This is a genomic window from Pedobacter sp. UYEF25, from assembly GCF_054061655.1.
Genome location: NZ_JBSSEL010000003.1, coordinates 68,590 through 92,461, shown reverse-complemented (window position 1 = coordinate 92,461; position 23,872 = coordinate 68,590). Strand labels below are relative to the sequence as shown.

The following is a 23,872-nucleotide window of genomic DNA, read 5'->3' as shown; positions in this document are numbered from 1 at the left end:
TGATCTGTAATTTACAGGGGCTACCGATCGCATTGAAATTCTTTCCTTTTTGCACCTCTACAGTGCGAAAATACGCTATAGCTGGTTTACATCTTCCAACTGTTGCTTCAAAATACTTTAATAAAGCACCCTAAATTTTATAGTATTTTCTATCTTCTTTAAAGATTTAAAAATTGCCTTGTCATATTCTGCATTGATGTCTGTAATGGCATAGCCGATCTTTGCATTTGTCATTAAAAACTGACCAACAATATTTACATCGTGTTTTGCAAAGGCGGTATTTATTTGCGCCATAATTCCTGGAACATTCTGGTGAATGTGTATCAACCTATGCGATTTCTCAATTTTCGGAAGTTGAAGATTTGGAAAATTGCTACTTAAATAAGTGGCGCCAGAATTCATAAATTTTACCATTCTTTTGGGTATAAAATCTACATTTCTAGGGTTTCCCTTAGAATCATCAAATAAAACAATGCCCATTTCAGTAGCTAGCGATGCATCAATTCGACCTTTACTATTGCCCAAATAACCGACTGCCTTTAATTTACTTGCATTTTTAAGTTGCTCATTAGAAACTTTCTCGCCATCGGCAAGTAGCATCATGCCAACATCTCCAACATATTTCTCTTCGAAGGTTTCTTTATGCCTGATGGACAGACCGTCGTCCTTCAAAAGTTTGATACTTGCCCCATCAACATCCCCAATAACCAAACAAAGAATTCGGTTTTTAGGATAGGAAATAGACTGTGGAAGATCATTTACGTATAAAAACTCATCAAAACTTGGCGTAATGTGGTCTGCTCTGTCTACAATGGTTTGGCGCGAGATATTTTCCGTAAAAGCATAAAACTTGTCGACAACCCCGCTTTCTCTTAGCTGAAAATCAGAATATCCATCGCCAATACCAACCAGTTCACCTTTCAATTTCAACTGTTGCAGCAGCTTCACCTTACCACCTTCTTCACTAAGCGGATTGCCATGATCATAATCTATAATTTGATTATTGGCATCGATTACAAAAGTATTGGCATAAATATTCTTCTTTTTGATGTGAAACTGGCTTACCACAGGGATTATAAACTCCTTAAATCCACCGGAAACGATAAGTACATCATCGGCATGTTTCTTGAAAAAGGCTGCATTTCTAGAAAAAGATTTAGAGACCTTCTTTTTCAGCTGTTTTATTAGCTTTTTAAGGTGTTGCTCATCTGCCTCTAAAAGCTTTATGCGTTGCACTAAACTCTCTGAAAAAGAAAGCCTGCCTTCCATGGCCAAATTGGTATAATCCTCTATTTTTTGATAAATCAATTCTCTGTCTGGATGATCTTTCAAAGATATTCTGGCAAGTTCATCAAGTGCCTCAACTTGGGTAAAAGTGCTATCGAAATCTATAATGTAATATGCTGTTTTCTGCATCAAAAACTCTTAAAAGGGCGCTAAAAATATTAGAGTGAAATCCTATATTTGTAGCTATATGCGCAAAGATAGTAATCAAGAAGTTAATAGTTGTCCATCTTGTAAAACTAAATTCGAAGGGAAATTTTGCCACAATTGTGGAGAGAAAGCTTTTCATGAGGAAGATTACACAATCAAGAAATTTATGGAACAAACTGTTGATGTTTTTACGCACTTTGACAATAAATTTCTCCGTTCTGCAAAGTATATCTTCATAAAACCTGGGTTCTTAGCTGAGCAAAATATGCATGGAATTCGGGTTAAATATGCTAAACCGATGCAGATATTCTTGCTGGCGAACATCCTGTTTTTCTTTATTACACATTTAATTGGTGTGACAGATTATACCCCAAATATTGGAGATGAACAGTTTGGAGGAATTAGCAACTATTATATATTCCATTGGTTAAGACCCTTTGATGAATGGATTGTAAACCAGATATCGCTGTTAACGTCTATCAAATTAAAGCATTTTGAATTAAATGAAGACCAATTTAGCAAGCGGTTTTGGCTAAATAGTTATGTCTATAGTAAATCCTTAATTGTATTGATAATACCTTTTTCTGCAACTGCGATTTATCTTTTTTTTAAGAAGAGATTCAAGTATTTTTCTAATGCGTTGGTATTTACAGCATATTTTACTTCATTCCAACTGATTACCTTTTCCGTATTGTCAATTTTTAGGTATTCGTACGGGATAAATATTTTCGAACCATTTACTTGGCTCTTCAACTATGGAATTATGAAACCAGTGACAGAATTTTTATTCCCATCTAACTTCGAATTCATTCATATGTTTTATTGGATACCATATCTTTTTATTGCCTTTAGAAGAGTTTTTCCTCAAGAAAATGCTGTAATAACATTCATAAAAACCTATTTTATTGCAAAAATTCTGTTTTTCTTAACTTTTATATTTTACAAAAAATTGCTTATCGTATTAACGCTTTTATTTATGCATTAGCCAATACAGCTATAATGTCTTTAATACTTTCAGCTACCGACTTAAATTGAATACCGGTTTTTTCTACAACTTTTCTATTGGAATAATAGCTATTTGTTACGCTGCTTTTTGCAGTTTCCCTTGTTATTGCCGGAGCCCTTCCTGTAAACAAACTGTGAACTTTTAGCGTGCGCCAAGCAAGCTCAAGCATCCAAGCCTTTGCTTCAGTTTTAGGGCGGGCAAGCCCAAAACCATCTGATATCGCTCCAAATAAATTCTGGTAGGTGTAATTCTCCGAAGAGATGATAAAACGCTCGCTTTTAATTTTACTTTCCATCAACAGCACCATCGCTTTAGCTACATCTTTTACATCAACCAAACCCGTGGCGCCGTCGGTATAAAACTTAAAACCTCCTTTTATCAATTTAAAAATAGCCCCACTTCCCTCAAAACCTGCATTTTCACCAATAATGATCGATGGGTTAACAATTACCGCATCAAGTCCTTCGGTAATGCCGCGCCAAACTTCCATTTCTCCTTCATATTTGGAAAGTGCGTATGCTTGTGCATTTGAATTGTATTCCCAGTAATCCGCTTCATTAATTTCTTTATCCTTTTTTGCATCTCCGAGTGCTGCTACAGAACTTACATGCAACAATCTACAGTGGCGCTCGTAACAAAGATTAACAACATTTGAAGTTCCATCGATGTTAACGTGATAAAGCTTTTTTTTGTCGGCGGCATTTAAGGAAACAAAGGCAGCACAATGGTACACTTTTGTAATGTCATCAAAAACGTCTGCAAGAGTCGCTGGTTCGTTAATATCTGCATTGCACCACTCTAAAAGCGGTTGATTGAGTAATATTTTGGGGATGGTGGAAGAAGTTCTTTTAATTGCTCTAACAGGCTGATTGGCTTCCGTAAGCTGCTTAATTAATTCAGAACCTAAAAAACCAGTACCGCCGGTAACCAATATCATGTTAATTTTTTTGCTGCGAAATGTAAAAATACGCCCTCAAAAATAGATATTTGAGGCGATAGTTTTAGAAAATATGTCATTAAAGGATTTTTTTACACCCGTACCTCCAAATACTTTTACCCCTAAAAGCGGCTTTCTAACCTCGCAAATGGGGCGCAAAGCAGATATTTTTATTGATACATTTCCTGATTTAGACGAACAAACTTTCGATATTGCATTATTCGGAGTTCAAGATGGGCGTAAATCTATAAACAACGAGGGTTGTGCATTTGCACCAGATTATTTTAGAGCACAATTCTATCTTTTAAACGAGGGGGCTTTTGACAGTAAAATTGCAGATTTAGGAAACATAAAAGCAGGTGATACCGTGGCCGACACCTATGTAGCAGTAAAAACAATTGTAGCCGAACTGGTAAAAAACAATATCATTCCGGTAATTATTGGCGGCGGTCAAGACCTAACTTATGCCCAATATTTAGGTTATGAAGGACTTGAACAAAAAGTAGATTTGGTGGTAGTGGACAATCAATTCGACATGAATGAAGACGATGAAGATGGCATAGTTACATGTTCTAATTCTTATCTCAATAAGATTTTTCTTCACCAGCCAAATTATCTCTTCAATTTCAGCAACATTGGATATCAAACCTATTTTGTGAATCAAGAAAGCTTGTCGGTGATGGAAAAATTATATTTTGATGCACACCGATTGGGTGATTTTTCCCAAAACATTGCTTTGGCAGAGCCCATTATTAGAAATGCAAACCTGGTAAGCTTTGATATGGGTGCAATTAGATCTGCAGATGCCGCAGCAAATGCAAACACGACACCAAATGGCTTCGACGGAGAAAAAGCCTGTAGAATTGCACGTTATGCCGGTATTAACGATAAACTTACTTCTATTGGCTTTTACGAATTTAATCCGGCCTACGATAGTAACGGGCAAACAGCACTTTTGCTGGCCCAAATGGTTTGGTACTTTGTTGATGGATTTTATGCTAGAAAAAGAGATTTCCCACTCACTCCAAAATCGCAATTTATCATTTACCGTACAAGTTTAAAAGACGCAGCTGGCGAGATGGTTTTTGTAAAGAGTAAAAAATCTGACAGGTGGTGGATGCAAGTTCCCTATCCTCCAGGACCAACAAAGAACGAACGTTACCACTTAATACCTTGCAGATACGACGATTATCAACAAGCGATCAATGGCGAAATGCCAGATTTATGGTGGCGCACCTACCAGAAGCTAACATAATTTTACTTAGCTATCATCGTTTAAAAGCTAACTATTTTTATATTTGATTAAATAATTATTCAAAACCGGATGAAAAAATTACTAATTTCTGCAATGGCGTTGTTGCCGCTTGCAGCCTTGGCGCAAAAACCATATACCGTTGATGGGAATGTTAAAAATCTCAAAACAGGTGATAAAGTATACTTGATATACAACGCAGACGGCAACAATGTAACCGATAGCGCTATGGTAAACAACGGCGCCTTTATGTTTAAAGGAACTTTAGAAAAGCCTGTGAGAGGAAATTTGTTTTTAAACACAAACCCCTATGTAAATAGGCCTGCTCAGGGTGTGGTATTAGATTTTTTACCATTATATGTTGAGCCCGGACAACTAAAGATTACAGCTAGCGATTCTTTAAAGAACGCATTAATATCTGGTTCTCCCGTAAATGCCGATAATAAAAAACTTGCAGACATTTCAAAGCCGATTACTTCCAAACTAGAGGCGCTAAATAATGAATACGCAAATCTTTCTGATTCATTAAAAAAGGACTCTAAAACGATGGAAGACATCCAGAGTCGCTACGAATCTGCGTCTGCCGGTCTGCCTCCAATCATCTATGCTTTTATTAAAAACAATCCTAACTCATTTGTTAGTTTAGCATCATTAATGCAGCTTGCTAGCGATCCTGATCAAGTGACGGAAGCTCAAAAAGCTTTTAATATGCTAAGTCCTACACTTAAAGCAACGACTGAAGGGAAAAAATTAACACAAACTTTTGATGCAGCATCAAAAACTGCGGTTGGCGTTATGGCAATGAATTTTACGCAAAATGACGTGAATGGAAAACCGGTTTCTTTAGCTGATTTTAAAGGGAAATATGTGCTGTTAGATTTTTGGGCATCTTGGTGTGGTCCTTGTAGGCAAGAAAATCCAAATGTGGTCATTGCTTATAACAAGTATAAGGCGAAAGGCTTTACAGTATTAGGCGTATCATTAGACCAGCCTGGTAAAAAAGAAGCATGGGTTAAAGCAATTGCTGATGACAAATTGGACTGGACACAAGTATCTGATCTTAAATTTTGGAGCAATGATGTTGCCGTAATGTATGGCATACGCTCCATCCCAGCTAATTTTTTAATTGATCCAACTGGTAAAATTATTGGAAAAGGATTGAGAGGCGAAGCGTTAGAAAGCAAACTTGCAGAAATATTCAGTTCCAAATCAAAGTAGAAAATATAGAATAAAAAAAATAGGCCTGAAGTTTTAACACCTCAGGCCTATTTTATTTATTGGATTAATTGTTCTAAGATTCTTACAAAGAATTTAAATTAGGTCAAAACCAATGTCTTCTCTAAAAAATTTACCGTCAAAATAAATTCGGCCTGCATCTGCAGTAGCAGCTTGTAAGGCGGAAAACAAGTCTTTTTGTAAACTGGTAATGGCTATTACCCTCCCTCCATTACTTTTTACGACATCATTATCTATTAACGTACCTGCATGAAAGGCATAGGAATGACGAAGATTTTCTATCCCAGAAATCACTTTGCCATTTTGGTAAGGGCCGGGATAGCCCCCTGCCACAATCATTACAGTAGCGGCAGTCTTTTCACTAACCTTTAATTTAAAATTCTTTAGGTCTTTATTTGCCGCACTTAGAAAAAGCTCGACAAGATCACTTTCTATGCGAGGAATAACGCTTTCTGTCTCAGGATCTCCCATACGAGCGTTATATTCAATTAAAAAAGGCTCATCACCAACTTTAATCAACCCGAAAAATATAAAACCCGTGTAATCTATCGCTTCTTTTTTTAAACCATTTATAGTCGGTTTTATTATTCTTTCTTCAATCTTCGCCAAGAAATTGGCATTTGCAAAGTTAACCGGTGACACAGAACCCATTCCCCCAGTATTCGGGCCAGTATCTGCCAAGCCAATTTTCTTATAATCCTTCGCTTCCGGCAGTATTACATAATTTTCCCCGTCGGTTAAAATAAACACAGAAAGTTCTATCCCGTCTAAAAACTGTTCAATAACTACAGTAGCGCCCGCAGCGCCGAATTTCCCGCCAAGCATTAATTTCAACTCTTCTTGAGCTGAATCGACGTCATTGCAGATAACAACCCCTTTCCCCGCCGCTAGACCATCCGCTTTTAATACGATTGGCAAGGGGTGAGAAGATAAATAAGCAAGACCATTTTCAAGCTCGGCAACACTAAAGGATTTAGAGGCCGCCGCAGGAATACCGTGACGCTCCATAAATTGTTTAGAAAAATCTTTGCTTCCTTCTAATATAGCTCCTTCTTTCTTTGGTCCAATAACTGGAATGTGTGCGATAGCTTTATCAGAAAGAAAAAAATCGTGAATCCCATTTACCAAAGGTTCCTCTGGGCCTACAACCACTAAACCAACATTTTCGGCAAGTACGAGTTTACGTACGGCATCAAAATCATTTATCCCGATACTAATGTTAGTTCCATAGGTGCCTGTGCCTCCATTGCCTGGTGCAATTATTAGCTTATCGCAATGCGAAGACTGACTAATTTTCCAGGCAAAAGCACTCTCTCTTCCTCCAGATCCTAAAATTAAGATGTTCATAGCGCAAATATAACGGTTTTGAGGAAGAGACCGCTTTCGAATTTAATATTTACAATCGACGGAGTAAAACAGCAGACTCAACTATTCTTAGAATTTGCTCAGAGATTTTAAATGAAAGTTTATTAAAAGAAGTTACGTTGCGCTTCTGGTCATTTGCTCTAATGTATCCCACATTTCTGGCGGGATGGCTTCTAAACCATTCATCTGACCAGCACCTTGTAACCACTCGCCGCCATCGATTGTAATTACTTCGCCGTTAATGTAGCTAGAAAAATCACTTACCAAGAAAGCGGCCAAATTTGCCAATTCTTGATGCTCGCCCACTCGTTTTAATGGCACACGGTTTTTGAAATCAAATTTCTTCGCCAAATCTCCAGGGAGCAACCGTTCCCATGCACCTTTGGTTGGAAATGGCCCAGGCGCAATGGCATTCGTTCTGATTTGATATTTTCCCCACTCTACCGCCAACGAGCGAGTAAGAGCCAGAACACCACCCTTTGCACATGCTGAGGGCACCACAAACGCAGACCCTGTAAAAGCATAGGTAGTAACTATATTTAAAACAGTTGCGCGCTGTTTTTCTTTTATCCAGTGTTTGCCGAAAGCTAATGTACAATTTACAGTCCCTTTCAGTACAATATCTATAATGGTAGAAAAAGCATTTGCAGACAATCGCTCTGTCGGGGAGATAAAATTACCGGCCGCATTATTTAATAATACATCTACTTTCTTAAATCTTTCTAGTGTTTTAGCAAGCAACTGATCTACCTGAATTGGATCTCGGACATCACACATAAGAGCAAGCACACTTCCTCCTGTTTTTTCCTCCATCTCGCCCGCGGTTTTTTTTAAAACATCCAGTTTTCTACTGGTGATAACTAAATTGGCGCCCAGTTTTAAAAAATAAACGCCCATTGCTTTTCCTAAACCAGTGCCTCCACCGGTTATCACAATTGTTTTCCCTTTTAATGCATCATCTCGAAGCATGGGCTGACTAAAGTTTAACATGATAATTGGATTAGAAAAATTTAATTAAATCATTGCTTTCGAAATTAGCCTTTTCGAAATTACTTCCGCTTTAGATTATCAATAATTGTTTTTAAAAGTACTCTCGTAGCTGGCGCCCACCATTGGGCAGTCATTTGATTTAAAAAATCTGACTGAGTTTCTTTAAACGATTCTATTAAATCTTTTCTAATGTTGAGCTTGCTCTGTTGCCAAGTATTGCTTTCTAACTCCACGAATTTCTTCATTTTTCTATCTGCAAGAGTTAACAAACTGTCTCCATTTACAAGTTCATCTATTAATCCAATAGCCAATGCTTCTGGCGGGTTGTATAAAGCACCTTGAAGCAAACTCCGTGCAGCTTGAGCATTACCCAACCAAAAAGCATAAAGCTTAAAAATATTGTTCGGAACGATAATCCCTACAGGAACTTCATTTAATCCAATAACAAAGGGTCCATCAGCCATTATTCGGTAATCTGCTGCCAAAGCCATTACGCAGCCACCTGCGGGTGCATGCCCACTGATGGCAGCTATTAGAGGTTTCTTAAAACTAACTAAATTGGTAGCGAATTGCAAGAAAATAACCCAAAAGTTTTTTACCTGCTCCTCATTATATTCGTAAAGCTCAACTAAATCAAGACCAGCAGAAAAAAAAGGCGCATTACCAGTCAAAATAACACCTGCGATTGAATTGTCATTTGCTATATTTTTAAACATATCGTCTAATTCGACGATCATAGCGTGATTTAAGGCGCTAGCTTTACCTCTGCTTAATGTAATTGTTGCGATATGGTTTTTTACGTTTACCTGTATAAATTCCATTCTTCTATTGTACGTTATATGTGTAAACTTTTCGTCCTAAATGTCCAATAGCATCTATCCCCTCTATAATAACCCTGTAAGTTCCAGCTTCACTAGCATTGTAGAAATCAAAACTAGCACCTTTATCACCCATGGCAACTACCTGTGGGTTCCAGTAAATAGTTGAACGCAAATCTGCCCTGGGACTTTTTGCAGGATCGTCGTATTTCGGAGCATAAAATTCCCTTGCAACATAAAAACCCTTGGGGCTTACCGACACAACGCCTGGTGCATACCTACTATAACTTCCACCACCCCCCCTTTTGGTAGTGATTAATAAAACCCCGCCAGATCCACTGCCGCCATAAATAGATGTGTATGAGATGCTTTTTAGAACTTCAATTGATTCAACATCGCTTGGCGAAATGCCATCTAAAAAATCGGCGTCACTTTCTATTCCATCAACGCGTATTTGCATAGGAGTATTTGGACTGCGAGTAGTATAAGGAATATTTCCTCTAAAAATAACGCCAGGCAGGCGTCCTTGTAGACACATGATAAGCGATGGACAATTGCCTAGTTGATCTGCACCAAGGACAAAATCCGCATTTCCTGCACCGTTTAAATTAGAAGAATTCTTTGCAACGTTTTTTTTCTGGACAATGGTCACTTCACCTAATTGTATTGTTCTGTCAACAAGACCAAGTCGAACCATTTCATTTAAGTATCGGTCGTTGCTTTTGATGTACTTCATCAATACGTCATTCACATTTACCTCAATATCTGCACTATTCTTGTTTTTTGTCACAATTTGGTTTGGTGCTGGGTCTACTTCTATTTCCACAAATTTTCTATCGGTTGCAGTTCTCGCCTGCACCACAAATTTTGTGCTATCTATATATGCCAAATTGTCAAATACAAATTTTCCTTCCGCATTGGTAACGGTGTCTAAAATAAATTGTGTGCCTTTAGTGGAGAGCAGCAGTACGTGGCCACCAACTACCGGTTTTTTACCTTTTGTAACTGTTCCGCTAATGGTTAGAGATGTTTCCGGCTTAAATGCCATTATGGGTTGGACGTTACTCAGCACGTTTATCCAGGTAAACCTTCTATATCCCTGTGTTAGCATTAAATTATCGAGATCTTCATTCGTTTTTTCGTCGTTTTTTAAGAAATAATAATTAGGGTTTTCTACATATCCTGCCAGATCTGAAGTAAGCAACATCGTCGACAAAATATTACTTTCGTTATTAACATCTGGCGCCACTTTGCTCGAGTTTGTCACAGAGACTGAAAAACTCCCAATAATGGGTTTTTGATCATTTTTCGCCGTAAACTTGAAGGTAGATTTTCCCGTCAGAGTTTTTGAGATTTCATTGGTATTTAATTCGAAATCTAAGAGTCTTTCAGGACTTTTTATAAAAACTAACCGTTCTGCAATTGGCTCATCAGTTGCAGAAAATAAGGTAAACTGAACAATCCCAGAGAGCAGTTTCGATTTCGGTATAGTAGCCGATAATACTTGTTTATCCATTTTGGCCTTTGAAACATAAAGCAAATTTCCTGCTTGTTGGGCAACGATCTTTAATTCCTCACCAGAAACCTTATCGGCTGTGGCAAACACTTTAAGATAGAGGTTGTTGCTATCAGCGGCATTTATTTTTAACGCGTACCCGCTTTTTTGCGTTAACGGCAACTTAAATTCTTTGGCAGATCCATCCTTGAATTTAATTTTTGTTGTATACACCAAATCGGGAATTGAGGTTAGGACGAAACTTCCCATACCTAAGCTGTCTGTCTCGAAGCCAGTCACAACTTGCCCACTACCATCTGTAACTTGTCCGGTCACTGCCTCTCCCCTGCCGATTGAGTTTAAGGCTTTTATCGCAATTTTTGTAGGAATACCCTCTAAGAAGGTTCCTCCTTCGGGCATAAACTGTACGTCGACTTGGCTAGAAGCAGCGGTAATCGGGATTATTTTAATTACCTCATCTTTACTAGGGAGTTTTAACGTTGCCGTAATTTTACCATTGCTAGTAGCTGACGCTTGGCCACGCATAAAATCGATGTTAATGTCGCCGTTCCCATCTGTTTTTCCCTTTCCCTTATTAACATTTCTATAATCTAGGTCTACTTGATAACTCACTTCATTTTGGACATATGGCAGGCCATTTTTATCTTCAAAATGAATTTTCGCTTTCGTTTTTTCTATTCCATCCACGGTTATATAGCTGTAATCGGTTCTGGTAAACACCTTATTCGTCCAACTATTTCCTATTTTTATAGTTTTATCAAAAAAGAAATCACTACCAAAATTACGCATGTAATTGGTATAGGCTCGGACGCGATAATTACCCTCTTTTAAAGAATCTGGTAATTTAAAATCTCCCCAAGTTATTCCTCCTCCCAGCGGTAACTTTAGTTTAGTTGTAATTGAATCTTTTTCGCTGATCAACTCCACATATAAAATGCTGCTTATTGTAGATGGCGCTTGGCTTTTGGTATTTAGCACATATCCTTTAAACCAAATGTCGTCGCCAACTGCATAATAAGGCTTATCCAGTTGCAGATAAACTTTCTCTTGTGGATATTTCGACGAATAATCTTCTAACTTTTTAAGAATGGCAGCAAAGGGATCATCGTCTATCTTGAAGGCAATTACGCCGGTTAATAGCACAAAGAGTCCGAGAAAAAGCATTAATTTATTTTTCATAAAAAAGGGATAAGATTTAAACCGTGTTAATTTACAAAACATTGTTTAAGGAATGTTTAAACGGGCGCTAAAAATTAATTTTAATTGTAACATCTCTATTGCGTTCTCAATTTATTACATAAAATTTTGGAGTATGCGAACGACTTTCCAAATCATTTTCGTGACCATAGAAACCATCGTCTTATCAAATTAAATTAGCAATTTGCCTTCTATTTCACGATTTAGTCATCAAAATGAAAAAATAATTTTGTACTTTAGTTTATATGCTAGAATAAAGCGGCGTTTACTGACGTTATTTTTGCCTTTTTAAATATTCCCAACCTTAAACCTAATTTTATGAAAAGAAAACTACTCATTTTTTTCTGTTTGCTACTCATTACCAACTTTGCCTTTGCACAAAAGGTAATTACTGGTAAAGTAACCTCCAGTTCTGACGGTTCTTCCATCCCTGGCGCAAGCATCTTACAAAAAAACACAAAAAATGGAACCGTTTCGAATGCCGATGGCAGCTATAAAATAACCGTAACTGGAGACAATCCGGTTCTTGAATTTAAATTTTTGGGATATGTTATGCAGCAGGCAACCGTTGGAAGCAAAACAACCATCAATATAGCGCTAGACCCGAGCGAAAATAATTTAAATGAGGTTATGGTAACGGGTGCTTTTGGAATTAAACGCAATGCAAAAGAATTAGGTTACTCCGCCCAAACCATTACTTCTAAAGACCTTAATGAGAACAAGCAAACCAACGTTATCAATGCTCTACAAGGCAAGGTTTCTGGGGTAACCATAAGCAGTGGAGGTGGCGCACCTGGACAGGGGGCTAGTATTCAAATTAGAGGAGTAAATTCTTTAGATCCTAGTAGAGACAACGGACCGCTTTTTGTTATTGACGGTGTTGTAATAGATAATTCTACATCTACACTGGGCGATCAGGCAGAGTTGAGGGGCGTATCCAATCGTGCAGCAGACATAAACCCTGATGACATAGAGAGCGTAAATGTGCTAAAGGGTGGCGCTGCAACCGCCCTTTATGGTTTGCGCGGATCTAATGGTGTGGTGGTTATCACAACTAAATCTGGTAAAGCCGGGCAGATGAGGGTAAATTTTTCATCTTCAGCGGGAATAGAAAGCGTAAATAAATTTCCCGAAGTCCAAAACAAATATACACAGGGATATAGTGGAGTGTATGACTCAACAAGTTTTTGGCCATCTTGGGGACCAACCGTAGCCGAAGCAAAAAAGTTGGATCCGACCCATCCAGATGAACTGTACAATCAATTTAAAGATGCCTATCATCAGGGATATCAATACAGAAACACCTTGTCTCTTTCTGGAGGAACCGATAAGTTGCTGTATAACAGCTCCTTTTCTCAATTTAAAGAAAACGGAACAATCCCATTCACCGATTACAAAAACCTCTCAGCAAAACTGAGCGCGCAAGCTAAAATAAGCGAAAAAGTAAAAGCAGATTTCTCTATGAATTTCATCAATTCGGGCGGCAGACGGTATAATGCCGATAGGTATAATGAAAGTTTGAGCTACTGGTCGCCCCGCTGGGATGTAAATAATTACATCAAACCAGACGGAACGATGAAAACATATGGCAATAACAACCCTATCTATGGTGCTTTTTCCAATCGATTTGTAGACGATGTGAACCGCCTAATTGGAAGTGCTCATTTTGAATACCAACCACTAAAATGGCTCAATTTCTCTTATAGAGCTGGCGTCGACACCTATAATGACTCCCGTACTAGAACTGCACCTGGACCTAAGGGCGTAGCAAACGAAATTGTTTATGAGGATAACGGAGCAGGATTCACCAACGCGTACAGCACGCGGAGCAGAATTATTACTTCCACATTTATAGCCACGGCAAGTACAAAATTAACCGACAAATTTTCTTTAAATCTTAGAGTAGGGCAAGATCTTACTGATGAGAGAACTAAAAATCTGTCTGTAGAAGGAGACACACTTAGCATCTATGATAATTTTGCGCTAAGCAATGCCAAAAGAATAAGTTCTACCAGTAGTTTAGTTGAGAAACATTTAATGGGCTTCTTTGGCGACTTAACGATAGATTTTAACAAATACCTCTATCTAAATTTAACCGGAAGAAATGATATCACCTCTACCTTAAACTTAAATAATAACTCGTTTTTCTACCCTTCGGCTAGTTTATCTTACGTTTTTTCTGACCAGTTTAAACTTCCAAGTTATATAAGTTATGGAAAAGCTCGATTTTCTTACGCAAAAGTCGGCAAAGATGCGTTGGCATATTCTACTGCTAATGGATTTGCTTTTTATACCGCACTGCCCGCAGGTTACACCGGATTTACGAAAGGCGCGCTGCTAGGAAATCCGAATTTGAAACCTGAGTTTACAGAAACTTACGAAGGTGGCTTTGATTTACAATTTTTAAAAAGTAGACTTAGTTTAAGTGCTACGTATTATTACTCTTTATCGAAAGATCAAATTTTACAGGCAAATATTTCTAGCACTACCGGATATGTTAAAGCTTCTGTAAATGCCGGAAGCATGCGGAATAAGGGCATAGAATTAACTTTGAACGCCACACCTGTCTCGTCAAAAAACTTTAGTTGGGATTTAAGTCTAAATTTTTCGGCCAACAGAAACAAAGTTATATCTCTTAACGAGGGCTTAACAGAAATCGTTATTGCTAGCCAATCAGGTTACTCCGGATCTACGGTATCCTCTAAAATCATTCCGGGTCATGCGTATGGAGATTTATTCGGCACCGCTTACACCAGATATTATACAGACGGACAAACCGGTCCAACATACGCAACTGACGCCACAGCACCAATTGTGATAGGCGCCAACGGATTTCCAACTAAGACTTCAGGTGTGTTAATTGCCAATTCTACCCCAAAATGGATTGGCGGCCTAAATTCAAATTTTAGGTATAAATATTTTTCGCTGAATTTACTATTTGATACCCGTCAAGGGCAGTACAAATACAACCAAATGGATAATTTCTTTGCTGCTTTTGGTATAGCGAAGTATACAGAAGACAGGGACCAAACCAAAGTTTTTGCGGGAGTTTTAAGTGATGGGACACCAAATACAAAACCTGTGTTTTTAGGGCAAGGTTTAGGACCAGATGGAGTAAATTATACAGATGGGTATTACAGGAATACCTATCGCGGAGTTTCGGAGAACTTTATTCAAGATGCCTCTTGGTTTAGACTTCGTTCTGCTGGATTGTCTTACTCGCTGCCATCTGACTTATTGCAAAATGCATTTTTAAAAACTGCGCGTTTAACAGCAACAGTTAACAACGTTTTTATCATCACCTCCTATAAAGGGTTCGATCCAGAAACGAGCTCTTTCAATAGCGGAAGCAATGTGGTAGGCTTTGGTGGCTTTACTTACCCTGCCAATCGCACCTTTCTCCTAACTTTAAATGTTGGATTTTAATTTAAAAAAACATGAAAAATAAATATATCATCGCGCTTGTGACCATTTTTATGCTGAGCACATTCTCAGGTTGCAAAAAATATTTCGATCTCAATACAAATCCAAATCAAGTAACAGATCCACCGTTAAAGGGTTTGCTTTCTACGGTAACGAATAAAACAGGCTTAAACAGCTATCGGGTAGCATCTATCACAAATTATTTTGTGCAGTATTTGGCAAATCCTAGTGCCGGTGCAGCAACAGACATTTACGACCAAGTGGACTATACAGGCACTTGGGATAACATTTACTTCGCAATGGCGGATATTAATGAGATGAAAAAGAAAGCAGAAAGTACTGGAGCGACCCAATATACCGGCGTGGCAGATATCTTAATGGCTTATCACCTTTCCTTAATTACCGATGTTTTTGGCCAAGGACCTTATTCTCAAGCATTTCAAAACGGCAATTTCACTCCCGTTTATGATTCAGAAGAGAGCCTTTATAAAGCCATTGGCAGCCTCTTGGACGAAGGAATTGCTGCGCTTGATCTACCAAACTCGACCTTTGAGCTAAGTGCGTCAGATGATTTGATTTATGGCGGCAAGGTGGACAAATGGGTGAAACTAGGGTACACGCTTAAAGCAAGATGGCTGAACAAAATCAGTAAAAAATCCAGTTATAATGCCGCAGCAATACTGGCCGCCGTCGATAAGGGATTTACTTCGAACGAAGACAATGCAAAAATGGCAGTTTTCACTTCAAAAAATCCATGGAATCAGGTCGCTTTTGACAATGCGGGTTTATTATTGGGTGGATGGTTGTCGGCGCAATTGGTGGATGCCATGAACGGTAAAACATTTGGCGTTGTAGATCCTAGAATAAGCAGTTACACTGATAAGACGATCAACAACATTTACATAGGAACACCAAATGGCGCCGGCAACGTTGGTCCGGCAGCCAACACCATTAAAGATGAGTGCTACATTAGTTTGACAGGCCAATTGAGCAGTCCAAGTTCGCCTTTGATTATCGCATCTTATAGTGAAATGAAGTTTATAGAGGCGGAAGCAGCCCTAAAATCTGGAGCGACCCAGCGTGCATACGACGCTTACAAAATTGGCATCAACGCCGATATGGATTTTTTAAATGTGGCAGTAGGCGATAAAAATACCTACTTAACGAGTGCTACAGTGATACAAACGTCCGCTGCATTAACATTAGATAAGATTTTCCAAGAAAAATATGTAGCTACATACCTCAGCCCAGAAGCTTGGAACGATGCAAGACGTCACGACTATAAATACAAAGATTTCACGCTTCCGGCGAACGCACTGTTGCAAAATTTTATTAGGAAGGTTGCCTATCCAGATGGGGAAAAAAGCAAGAATGGCGCCAATGTACCTGCGGCAACCGCATTGAGCGAGCCGTTGTGGTGGGATAAGCCTTAGTTTTAGACTTGGAAATAAGTTGTGTGCTTTTCTAAATACTGGATTTCAACTAAGGATAAAAGCGCCCAATAATTACGGGTATTGTAAACAGTATATAGCACTATACGCCTTCAGAAAAAATTTGGCATTCTCCCGAAAAAGAGACTTGCGCTTTGTGTCTCAATATTTTTGAGCGTTGTTAGCAAAAAAGGGTTTTATATTTAGCTCACGCCAGATAACGCTGCGCCAGATCACTGACGATGGAGATAACATCCTTTAATTGGCACCTATAAGCCAAATAAACGACATAATAGACAGGGTTTTAGCGCACCCAAATAAAATTAGCGTTGCTGTTAAGCTTGCAGAAATGGTACTGCATCTTGATGGGGTCAACCATCTTTGGCACACAAACGAAATTATTTTAAAGTTTACTATAATTTGTTGACTAATGAACCAAAAAGTTGCTAAAATTCGTTCCTCCACATCATACTTTCCACCGGCCGGGTCGTTTTGTTATTGTATTTAGCATTGTCTTTTTCGTTATATGGTGTACCGATTTCGCCATCTACCGCAAAATAAATAAGTTGGCCAATAGGCATGCCATAATAGACTTTTACAGGTTGCGCAACCGAAATCTCTAAAGTCCAAGTGTTGCAGAAACCCACATCGCCCTTGCCGGCAGTGGCATGAATATCAATTCCTAGCCGTCCCGTGCTGCTTTTTCCTTCTAAAAAAGGTACGTGCCTATGGGTTTCGGTATATTCTAAAGTAACTCCTAAGTATAAAGTGCCCGGATTGAGCACATATCCGTCTTTCGGAATCTCAAAATGATCTATCTCGTTTCGTGTTTTTGCATCCAGCACTCTGCTTCGATAGGTAGCCAAATATTTGCCCAAGTGTACATCGTAGGAGTTTGTGCCCAAGCAACTTATATTAAAAGGTTCGATAATGATGCTCCCTTTTTCTATTTCCTCTAGAATGCCCTTGTCTGATAATATCATTTTTATAGTTATTTTTGTCTAAATTATTAATTTTTAGATTAAGTCTCCGACAATGGCCATCGTATTTAACAAAAATGTAGGTAACGAAGCCCAATTAGGTCTTTGGAAAATTGAGGAAAGCGAACAAGAACTTTTTGCAGGCCTGCAATTAAAACAGCATGAATTGGACCTCATTGCTTCTTTTAATAATGGCAAACGTTTATTGCATTGGCTTAGCACCAGAATGCTTTTACGGGTAATGCTAAATACACCCGACTACATAGATTGCCGATTTGATGAACAAGGGAAACCGTATTTGAAAAACTTCGATTTCCATATCTCCTTAAGTCATTCTTACGATTATGCGGCAGTTTTACTGAGCAAGAAATATGAAGTAGGGATAGATGTAGAACTTATAAAGCACAAAATAAAAACGATTAAACATAAGTTTTTGAGCGACCTAGAACTTGCCCAAAAACAAATCGGAAATAATACCGACGGGCTTTATATTTGCTGGTGTGCCAAAGAAGCTATTTTTAAATGGCAAGGAAAGGCCGGACTTAGTTTTAAAGACCACATACACATTCAGCCATTTAAGTTGAAAACCCAAGGCATCGTTAGGGCGTTGGTAAATTTGCCAACGGGTTTAGAAGAGCTTACGGTAAACTATCTTAAAACGGCAGATGGATATATGATTGGTTATGTAGTTCAGAACTTAAAAACTCAGAATGTGTTAATGGCATGATACAGGACCGAGAGATTGATATTAAATTTAAGCATCCAGTGGATGCACAGATTGTACATTTTAAAGATTGGGGTAATATAGCATTTCAAGAAGCTTGGGATAAACAAGAAGATTTGTTAAACGAAACAGTAGCTATTAAAACGCAGAACCGCCAAAATAAAATTCTGTTGCCCACTCCAAACCATCTAATTTTTTGTGAACATCCACATGTCTATACGCTTGGCAAAAGCGGCCATGAGGATAATTTGCTATTAAACGAGCAGGAGCTGAAGGAAAAACAGGCAACTTTTTTTAAAATAAATAGAGGCGGCGACATTACCTATCATGGCCCAGGGCAACTAGTTGGTTACCCTATTTTAGACCTTGATAATTTTTTTACAGACATACATCTTTACCTTCGGACGTTAGAAGAAGCCATTATTTTAACTTTAAAAGAATACGGCATCATTGCCGGCCGTTACCCGGGTTTTACCGGCGTTTGGCTGGATGCAGATAATGAGAATGCCAGAAAAATTTGTGCAATGGGCGTTCGTTGCAGTAGATGGGTAACAATGCATGGCTTTGCGTTTAATGTAAATGTAGATTTAGATTATTTTAAAAATATTGTTCCCTGTGGCATAGATGATAAGGCCGTAACTTCGCTCGCTAAAGAGTTAAAATGTGAACTAGATATGGAAGAGGTGAAAGAAAAAGTCAAAAAACACATTGCTTCTTTATTTAACATGAAACTGCTTTAGCCATGTACATTAAAACTGATTGAGTGGATTTTGCGTAATTTAACTATGAAGATTGTTACAGCTATTTTGGTACTAACTCTAAATTTTTCTTGTTCAAAAGCCCAAAAAATGAATCAGCAAACAGATGCAAAATTGGCGACTACCCATAAAGGGTTTTCTTATTTAGCACTCGGCGATTCTTATACCATTGGAGAATCTGTAACCGAAAAAGATTCCTATCCATATCAGATTAAAAAGTTGTTGAGTAATGAAAATATCGATGTCGAAAAGCCGAAAATAATTGCGGCGACTGGTTGGACCACTCATGATTTACTCGCCGCAATCGCTATTGAAAAACCATCGAGTAATTATAGTTTTGTCACCTTACTTATTGGCGTAAATAACCAATACCGCAATGAAGACATTTCCGTGTACCAAAAAGAATTTAAAATACTATTAAACAAGGCAATTAGTTTTGCAAATGGCGATAAAAATAGGGTTTTTGTCTTATCAATACCCGACTGGGGAGTTACGCCATTTGGAAAAAAAAGCGGTAGGTCACCCGATCAAATCGGCAAAGAGATTGACACTTACAATGCCATTGCAAAGGAAATTACGTTAGCAGCAAACATAGACTTTACTGATATTACTCCGGAATCTAAAAGAGCAGCAATTGATGTTACGCTCCTCGCTTATGATGGCCTACACCCAAGCGGTAAAATGTACGCAATTTGGGTGGAGGCAATCACTCCTAAAATTGTAAAAGCATTGAAGTAAAACTTTCGGATTGTAATTTTAAAGTCTTATTTTTAGCTCGAACTAAAAATAACAAATATTAAAATTATGGAAGATTATGGATCGAGCGGCGCTGCAGCCGGACTTGGAATAGGCGCAGTAATTTATTTAGCTGTGATAATAGTTATGATTGTTGGGATGTGGAAGGTCTTTGAGAAGGCCGGAAAGCCTGGCTGGGCAGCAATTATTCCCATTTACAACATTATTGTGTTATTGGAAATTGTTGGAAAACCTATGATCTGGTTACTTTGGCTATTGATTCCTTGTGTAAATTTCGTTTTTCTTGTTTGGACTTACAATTTAGTAAGTAAAAGCTTTGGTAAAAGTGAAGGATTTACTGTTGGATTGTGTTTACTTCCTTTCATTTTTTGGCCAGTATTAGGTTTTGGAGATGCCAGGTATTTAGGACCATCTGCAGCTGAAGCAAACCTAGGTGGAAACAATCAGTTTGGTTCGGGCAGCATAAACAATCCGTTTAACAACCCCAACAAGCCGTACGACCCAACAGATCCGACCAATCCACCTGTAGTTTAACGACAGACAACTATGATAAAATACAGATTTTGCAGCCCGGTCAGTTTTATTGTCTGGCTGCAAAATCATTTATTACCCTGCCCGTTTAAATTTATAACAGGTATAAATTGCCCCGGTTGTGGCTTTCAGCGCTCTATAGTGGCTTTATTTGAAGGAAATTTCTCCCAAAGTTGGTTCTTGTATCCCGCCACTGTTCCGTTAATGCTCCTTTTTTTGTATGCGGGTTATCGAACTAGATTTCCTGTTAAAAACGATCGTGTTTTTTTAAAGATTTTTATGCTCATCGTTGGTAACTTCATCGTGGTTTCATACGTTTATAAAATTTTAAGCCAATGAATTTACCATGCTAAAAATTAATTTACATGAAATTAAAAGCTGCTGCTACTAAACAACAGGAATTTGGCTTAAGCTTGCTACAAAGCAGGCCATATCGCGATGAGATTTTTCTCTTATATCATTTTTGACAGTACTTGTCGCGATCATCTTGATAATTGTGCTAAACCAAGCAATTTAATTAAGCCAATAGTTGAACGCTCCACTGCCTCGCTTTAGGTAAAATTCCAATTTTATCCCCGTCACATTTTAAATCATTACCTTAAAAAATGCTAAAAAAGACGTAGCTCCGATTTAGATGATCGATTTGTGGGAAGAACATTCCGTTGGACTCATTCTTATCACATAAGGAAAAACCTACTCGAAATATGGCCGACTGCTGGAATTTCTTATCCTAGCTTTGCGGTGAGGTGGTTGTAATCCCTTAAAACGGTTTCTAAAAATTGTAACTCGTTCATTCCATGCGGCATTGTGGCTGAAATATGTGTTTTTGTCTTCTCTGCCATATTATAGATAAGTTCGGCATTACCCGTTTTATAAAACCCTGTTAAAACTTCATGTATAAGCGCTACTTGCGCATCGTTCAAATGAATGGACTCTAGAAAAATCGGATGATAATCATCTGGGGTCAAGGCGCTAAAAACAATGCTTTTAAACGCTGTTCTAGGTTTCGTTTTAATGACGATGGTTTTCGCGATCATATCTCCAATACGCTGGTGTTTTTCCGTAAAAGCCACTGCAAGCACAGCAACTACCCCAAAACCGAAAATAATGCTGAAGTCAATAATCCTAAACAGCCACCTTAATAGATATTGGCTAAGCGTAGGCTGGCTGCCAGTTAAACTAATCACCTTAATTTTCATTATCTTTTTCCCTACAGATTGCCCATTCATAGTCAATTCACAAACCAGGTCATAAAAAATAAAAATCACCGAAAAACCAATTATTACCGCATAAAATCCAATAGAAGAGTTGGAGAAGGCGGCAACCCCAAAAAGAATAATAGATAAAATGTAAAGCGCCAAAAAACCGCCAAGATCTATCAAACGCGCAAGAACGCGCTCGCCTAAACCTGCAACTTCATATTCTATATCTATATTTTGAGCAGTGCTAATTTTAATGGTTTCCATAATCCAAACATAATTTTTTTTAAACGAAAGGGAGGGAATCAAACGAAAAAAATAACAAGCACAACAGTCAATTTATTCAAAAAATAGATTTTTAAAAATAAGATCAGAATATCTCTAAAGTATAAAACGAAAAAAATAAGCAGTTTTCACTTTTGTTCATCCGAAAAAAGCTAATTTGAGGGCAAAATTAACGTCCCCGTTTTTTAGATGAGAGAAGCCTTATTTGTGAAGCAAAATGCAGAAAAATGGCATCGGCTTGAACGCGCAGATTATGCGAACGCTGATGATCTTGCGGATCGATTTATAGAAATAACCAACGATTTGGCCTTTGCAAAAACATTTTATCCAAATTCTAAAACAACGGATTATTTAAATGGTCTTGCCTCAACACTACATCAATCGGTTTATAAAAACAAAAAAGAAAGTACTAATAGGTTTTTAGATTTTTGGAAAACAGAACTCCCACTTGTGTTTTATACCCATCGAAAGAAGCTGCTGTACGCATTTCTATTCTTCTTTCTGGCCTGCCTAATGGGTGCTTTGTCCGCTAAATACGATGATCGATTTGTAAGACTAATTATGGGTGATAGTTATGTAAACATGACCAATCAGAATATTGCCAAAGGAGATCCCTTTGGAGTTTACAAAGATCAAAATCCTATTTTGATGTTTATTCAGATCGGCGCTAATAATATATTCGTTTCCCTTTATACCTTCGTTTTGGGAATTATAGTATCCTTAGGAACCATTGTTTCTCTAGTACGCAATGGAATCATGCTCGGCTCTTTTGAGTATTTTTTCTTTAGCAAGGGACTTGGATGGCAATCTGTTCTTGTTATTTGGATACATGGAACTCTAGAGATTTCTGCACTCATTTTAGCGGGCGGTGCAGGTTTGATACTAGGAAATAGCATTTTGTTTCCAAAAACATTTTCCAGAGCAGTTTCGATCGCCAATGGCGCAAAAGATGGACTAAAGATTGTAATGGGATTGATCCCAATTTTTGTAGTGGCAGCATTTTTCGAAAGTTTTGTTACCCGCCACACAGACATGCCACTGGTTCTGAGTATTTTTATTTTGACCGCTTCCGCCAGTTTTATAGTTTGGTATGCCATCATTTATCCAAGCAGACTTTATAAAAAACAACATTTAATTAAACTCCCAAAAGATGAACATAGAATTTAAGCAACCGAGAGATTTCGGCCAGATTATAAACGACACTTTTACTTTCATAAGGCAAAATTTTAAACCATTAATAAAAACCTATTTTCTCTTTTGCGGAATTTTTGTGTTGGGCAGCATGGTGGCAATGTTGATGCAACAGTTTAAAAGTGTGAACTTATTCAATTCTGCAGGCAGTGCAGGAGTGGCCCGTGACCCGTTTTTGGGTCTCAGGTCATTGATGAGCTGGGAATACTTGATAGCCATTATTTTTTCCGTGGCTACGTACGTCAGTATGCTTACTTCCATACTATCTTACATTGCAATTTACGTACGAAAGGGGAATGTTGCGCCCAGTATTGATGAAGTTTGGACATATTTTAAATACTATTTTTTTAGAATTTTCGGCGGATCTATCCCTTTAATACTCTTGTTGACTGTTGGTTTTGTGTTTTGTTTGATCCCAGGATTTTATCTTTTCCCATTTATAGCGATGATTTTTCCCATAATTGTGATAGAAAATGGCGAGTTTGGCTACTCCTTTTCCCGAAGTTTCAAAATTATAAAAGATAACTTTTGGCTCACCTTTGGCACATTAATTATTATATGGATTATTGTTTACGCCTGTATGAGCGCAGTTGTACTGCCAACCACCTTATTCAGCATGGTTGGATTGTTCTCAAAAAGTTCGCCGCACATGTCGATCGCATTAACAATGACCACCACCGTATTGCAATCACTTTGCCAAATATTTACCATCATTCCACTAGTTACCATTACGCTATGCTATTTTAGTTTGGTAGAGCGAAAAGAAAGTACAGGCTTAATGGAGCGCATCTCCAATTTCGGATCCGGCATTGACCCGCTAAATACGCCGAACGAAGAATATTAA

20 protein-coding genes are annotated in these 23,872 nt (G+C 38.1%); 12 read left to right on the top strand and 8 right to left on the bottom strand.

Features of this window, described 5'->3' with window-relative positions:
* Window positions 1–117 precede the first annotated feature (117 nt).
* Window positions 118–1,416 carry an HAD-IB family phosphatase gene (locus ACVWYG_RS04280; protein WP_457268908.1) on the bottom strand — a complete coding sequence of 433 codons (1,299 nt, stop codon included), beginning with the start codon at window positions 1,414–1,416 and terminating at the stop codon, window positions 118–120.
* A 58-nt stretch (window positions 1,417–1,474) separates the two neighbouring features.
* Between ACVWYG_RS04280 and ACVWYG_RS04275 the strand changes: the two genes are divergently transcribed.
* A complete protein-coding gene (locus ACVWYG_RS04275; RefSeq protein ID WP_457268907.1) occupies window positions 1,475–2,419 on the top strand; it encodes a DUF3667 domain-containing protein in 945 nt (314 codons plus the stop codon).
* On the opposite strand, the gene ACVWYG_RS04270 is transcribed toward ACVWYG_RS04275, so the two are convergent.
* The gene (locus tag ACVWYG_RS04270) at window positions 2,409–3,377 is read right to left on the bottom strand and encodes an NAD-dependent epimerase/dehydratase family protein (RefSeq protein WP_457268906.1); all 969 of its coding nucleotides are present in this window, start codon (window positions 3,375–3,377) and stop codon (window positions 2,409–2,411) included. The genes ACVWYG_RS04275 and ACVWYG_RS04270 overlap by 11 nt on opposite strands.
* A gap of 73 nt (window positions 3,378–3,450) precedes the next feature.
* Between ACVWYG_RS04270 and ACVWYG_RS04265 the strand changes: the two genes are divergently transcribed.
* Entirely contained in the window at window positions 3,451–4,632 is a 1,182-nt protein-coding gene (locus ACVWYG_RS04265) for a formimidoylglutamase (protein ID WP_457268905.1), read from the top strand.
* Window positions 4,633–4,701: 69 nt separating this feature from the next.
* Window positions 4,702–5,847 carry a redoxin domain-containing protein gene (locus tag ACVWYG_RS04260; protein ID WP_457268904.1) on the top strand — a complete coding sequence of 382 codons (1,146 nt, stop codon included), beginning with the start codon at window positions 4,702–4,704 and terminating at the stop codon, window positions 5,845–5,847.
* Window positions 5,848–5,940: 93 nt separating this feature from the next.
* Here the strand turns inward: ACVWYG_RS04260 and purD are convergent, their stop codons facing one another.
* The 4 genes from purD to ACVWYG_RS04240 form a co-directional block, all read right to left on the bottom strand.
* Window positions 5,941–7,212: a phosphoribosylamine--glycine ligase gene (gene purD, locus ACVWYG_RS04255; RefSeq protein ID WP_457268903.1), complete on the bottom strand. Its 1,272-nt coding sequence runs from the start codon at window positions 7,210–7,212 to the stop codon at window positions 5,941–5,943.
* A gap of 132 nt (window positions 7,213–7,344) precedes the next feature.
* Window positions 7,345–8,220 (bottom strand): SDR family oxidoreductase, encoded by an 876-nt coding sequence (locus ACVWYG_RS04250; RefSeq protein WP_457268902.1) that lies wholly within the window; start codon window positions 8,218–8,220, stop codon window positions 7,345–7,347.
* A gap of 59 nt (window positions 8,221–8,279) precedes the next feature.
* Window positions 8,280–9,041, bottom strand: coding sequence for an enoyl-CoA hydratase/isomerase family protein (locus ACVWYG_RS04245; protein WP_457268901.1), 762 nt, complete (start codon window positions 9,039–9,041; stop codon window positions 8,280–8,282).
* A gap of 4 nt (window positions 9,042–9,045) precedes the next feature.
* Entirely contained in the window at window positions 9,046–11,733 is a 2,688-nt protein-coding gene (locus ACVWYG_RS04240; protein WP_457268900.1) for a TonB-dependent receptor, read from the bottom strand.
* A gap of 336 nt (window positions 11,734–12,069) precedes the next feature.
* On the opposite strand from ACVWYG_RS04240, the gene ACVWYG_RS04235 reads away from it, so the two are divergent.
* Window positions 12,070–15,177 (top strand): SusC/RagA family TonB-linked outer membrane protein, encoded by a 3,108-nt coding sequence (locus tag ACVWYG_RS04235; RefSeq protein ID WP_457268899.1) that lies wholly within the window; start codon window positions 12,070–12,072, stop codon window positions 15,175–15,177.
* A gap of 11 nt (window positions 15,178–15,188) precedes the next feature.
* On the top strand, window positions 15,189–16,607 hold the full coding sequence (locus ACVWYG_RS04230; RefSeq protein WP_457268898.1) for a SusD/RagB family nutrient-binding outer membrane lipoprotein: 1,419 nt from the start codon (window positions 15,189–15,191) through the stop codon (window positions 16,605–16,607).
* Window positions 16,608–17,050: 443 nt separating this feature from the next.
* On the opposite strand, the gene dcd is transcribed toward ACVWYG_RS04230, so the two are convergent.
* The gene (gene dcd / locus ACVWYG_RS04225) at window positions 17,051–17,587 is read right to left on the bottom strand and encodes a dCTP deaminase (RefSeq protein ID WP_457268897.1); all 537 of its coding nucleotides are present in this window, start codon (window positions 17,585–17,587) and stop codon (window positions 17,051–17,053) included.
* Window positions 17,588–17,639: 52 nt separating this feature from the next.
* Between dcd and ACVWYG_RS04220 the strand changes: the two genes are divergently transcribed.
* The 5 genes from ACVWYG_RS04220 (at window position 17,640) to ACVWYG_RS04200 (ending at window position 20,692) form a co-directional block, all read left to right on the top strand.
* Complete coding sequence (locus ACVWYG_RS04220; protein ID WP_457268896.1) at window positions 17,640–18,311, top strand: 4'-phosphopantetheinyl transferase family protein; 672 nt, start codon at window positions 17,640–17,642, stop codon at window positions 18,309–18,311.
* Entirely contained in the window at window positions 18,308–19,048 is a 741-nt protein-coding gene (lipB, locus tag ACVWYG_RS04215) for a lipoyl(octanoyl) transferase LipB (protein ID WP_457268895.1), read from the top strand. The genes ACVWYG_RS04220 and lipB overlap by 4 nt, the downstream gene beginning before the upstream one ends.
* Window positions 19,049–19,156: 108 nt before the next feature.
* Window positions 19,157–19,804: an SGNH/GDSL hydrolase family protein gene (locus tag ACVWYG_RS04210; RefSeq protein WP_457268894.1), complete on the top strand. Its 648-nt coding sequence runs from the start codon at window positions 19,157–19,159 to the stop codon at window positions 19,802–19,804.
* A gap of 66 nt (window positions 19,805–19,870) precedes the next feature.
* Window positions 19,871–20,356: a DUF5684 domain-containing protein gene (locus tag ACVWYG_RS04205; RefSeq protein ID WP_457268893.1), complete on the top strand. Its 486-nt coding sequence runs from the start codon at window positions 19,871–19,873 to the stop codon at window positions 20,354–20,356.
* A gap of 12 nt (window positions 20,357–20,368) precedes the next feature.
* Window positions 20,369–20,692: a DUF2752 domain-containing protein gene (locus tag ACVWYG_RS04200; protein ID WP_457268892.1), complete on the top strand. Its 324-nt coding sequence runs from the start codon at window positions 20,369–20,371 to the stop codon at window positions 20,690–20,692.
* 386 nt (window positions 20,693–21,078) lie between these two features.
* Here the strand turns inward: ACVWYG_RS04200 and ACVWYG_RS04195 are convergent, their stop codons facing one another.
* Entirely contained in the window at window positions 21,079–21,819 is a 741-nt protein-coding gene (locus ACVWYG_RS04195; RefSeq protein WP_457268891.1) for an RDD family protein, read from the bottom strand.
* A gap of 207 nt (window positions 21,820–22,026) precedes the next feature.
* Between ACVWYG_RS04195 and ACVWYG_RS04190 the strand changes: the two genes are divergently transcribed.
* The gene (locus ACVWYG_RS04190; protein WP_457268890.1) at window positions 22,027–23,004 is read left to right on the top strand and encodes a stage II sporulation protein M; all 978 of its coding nucleotides are present in this window, start codon (window positions 22,027–22,029) and stop codon (window positions 23,002–23,004) included.
* Complete coding sequence (locus ACVWYG_RS04185; RefSeq protein WP_457268889.1) at window positions 22,988–23,872, top strand: hypothetical protein; 885 nt, start codon at window positions 22,988–22,990, stop codon at window positions 23,870–23,872. Before ACVWYG_RS04190 ends, ACVWYG_RS04185 begins: the two co-directional genes overlap by 17 nt.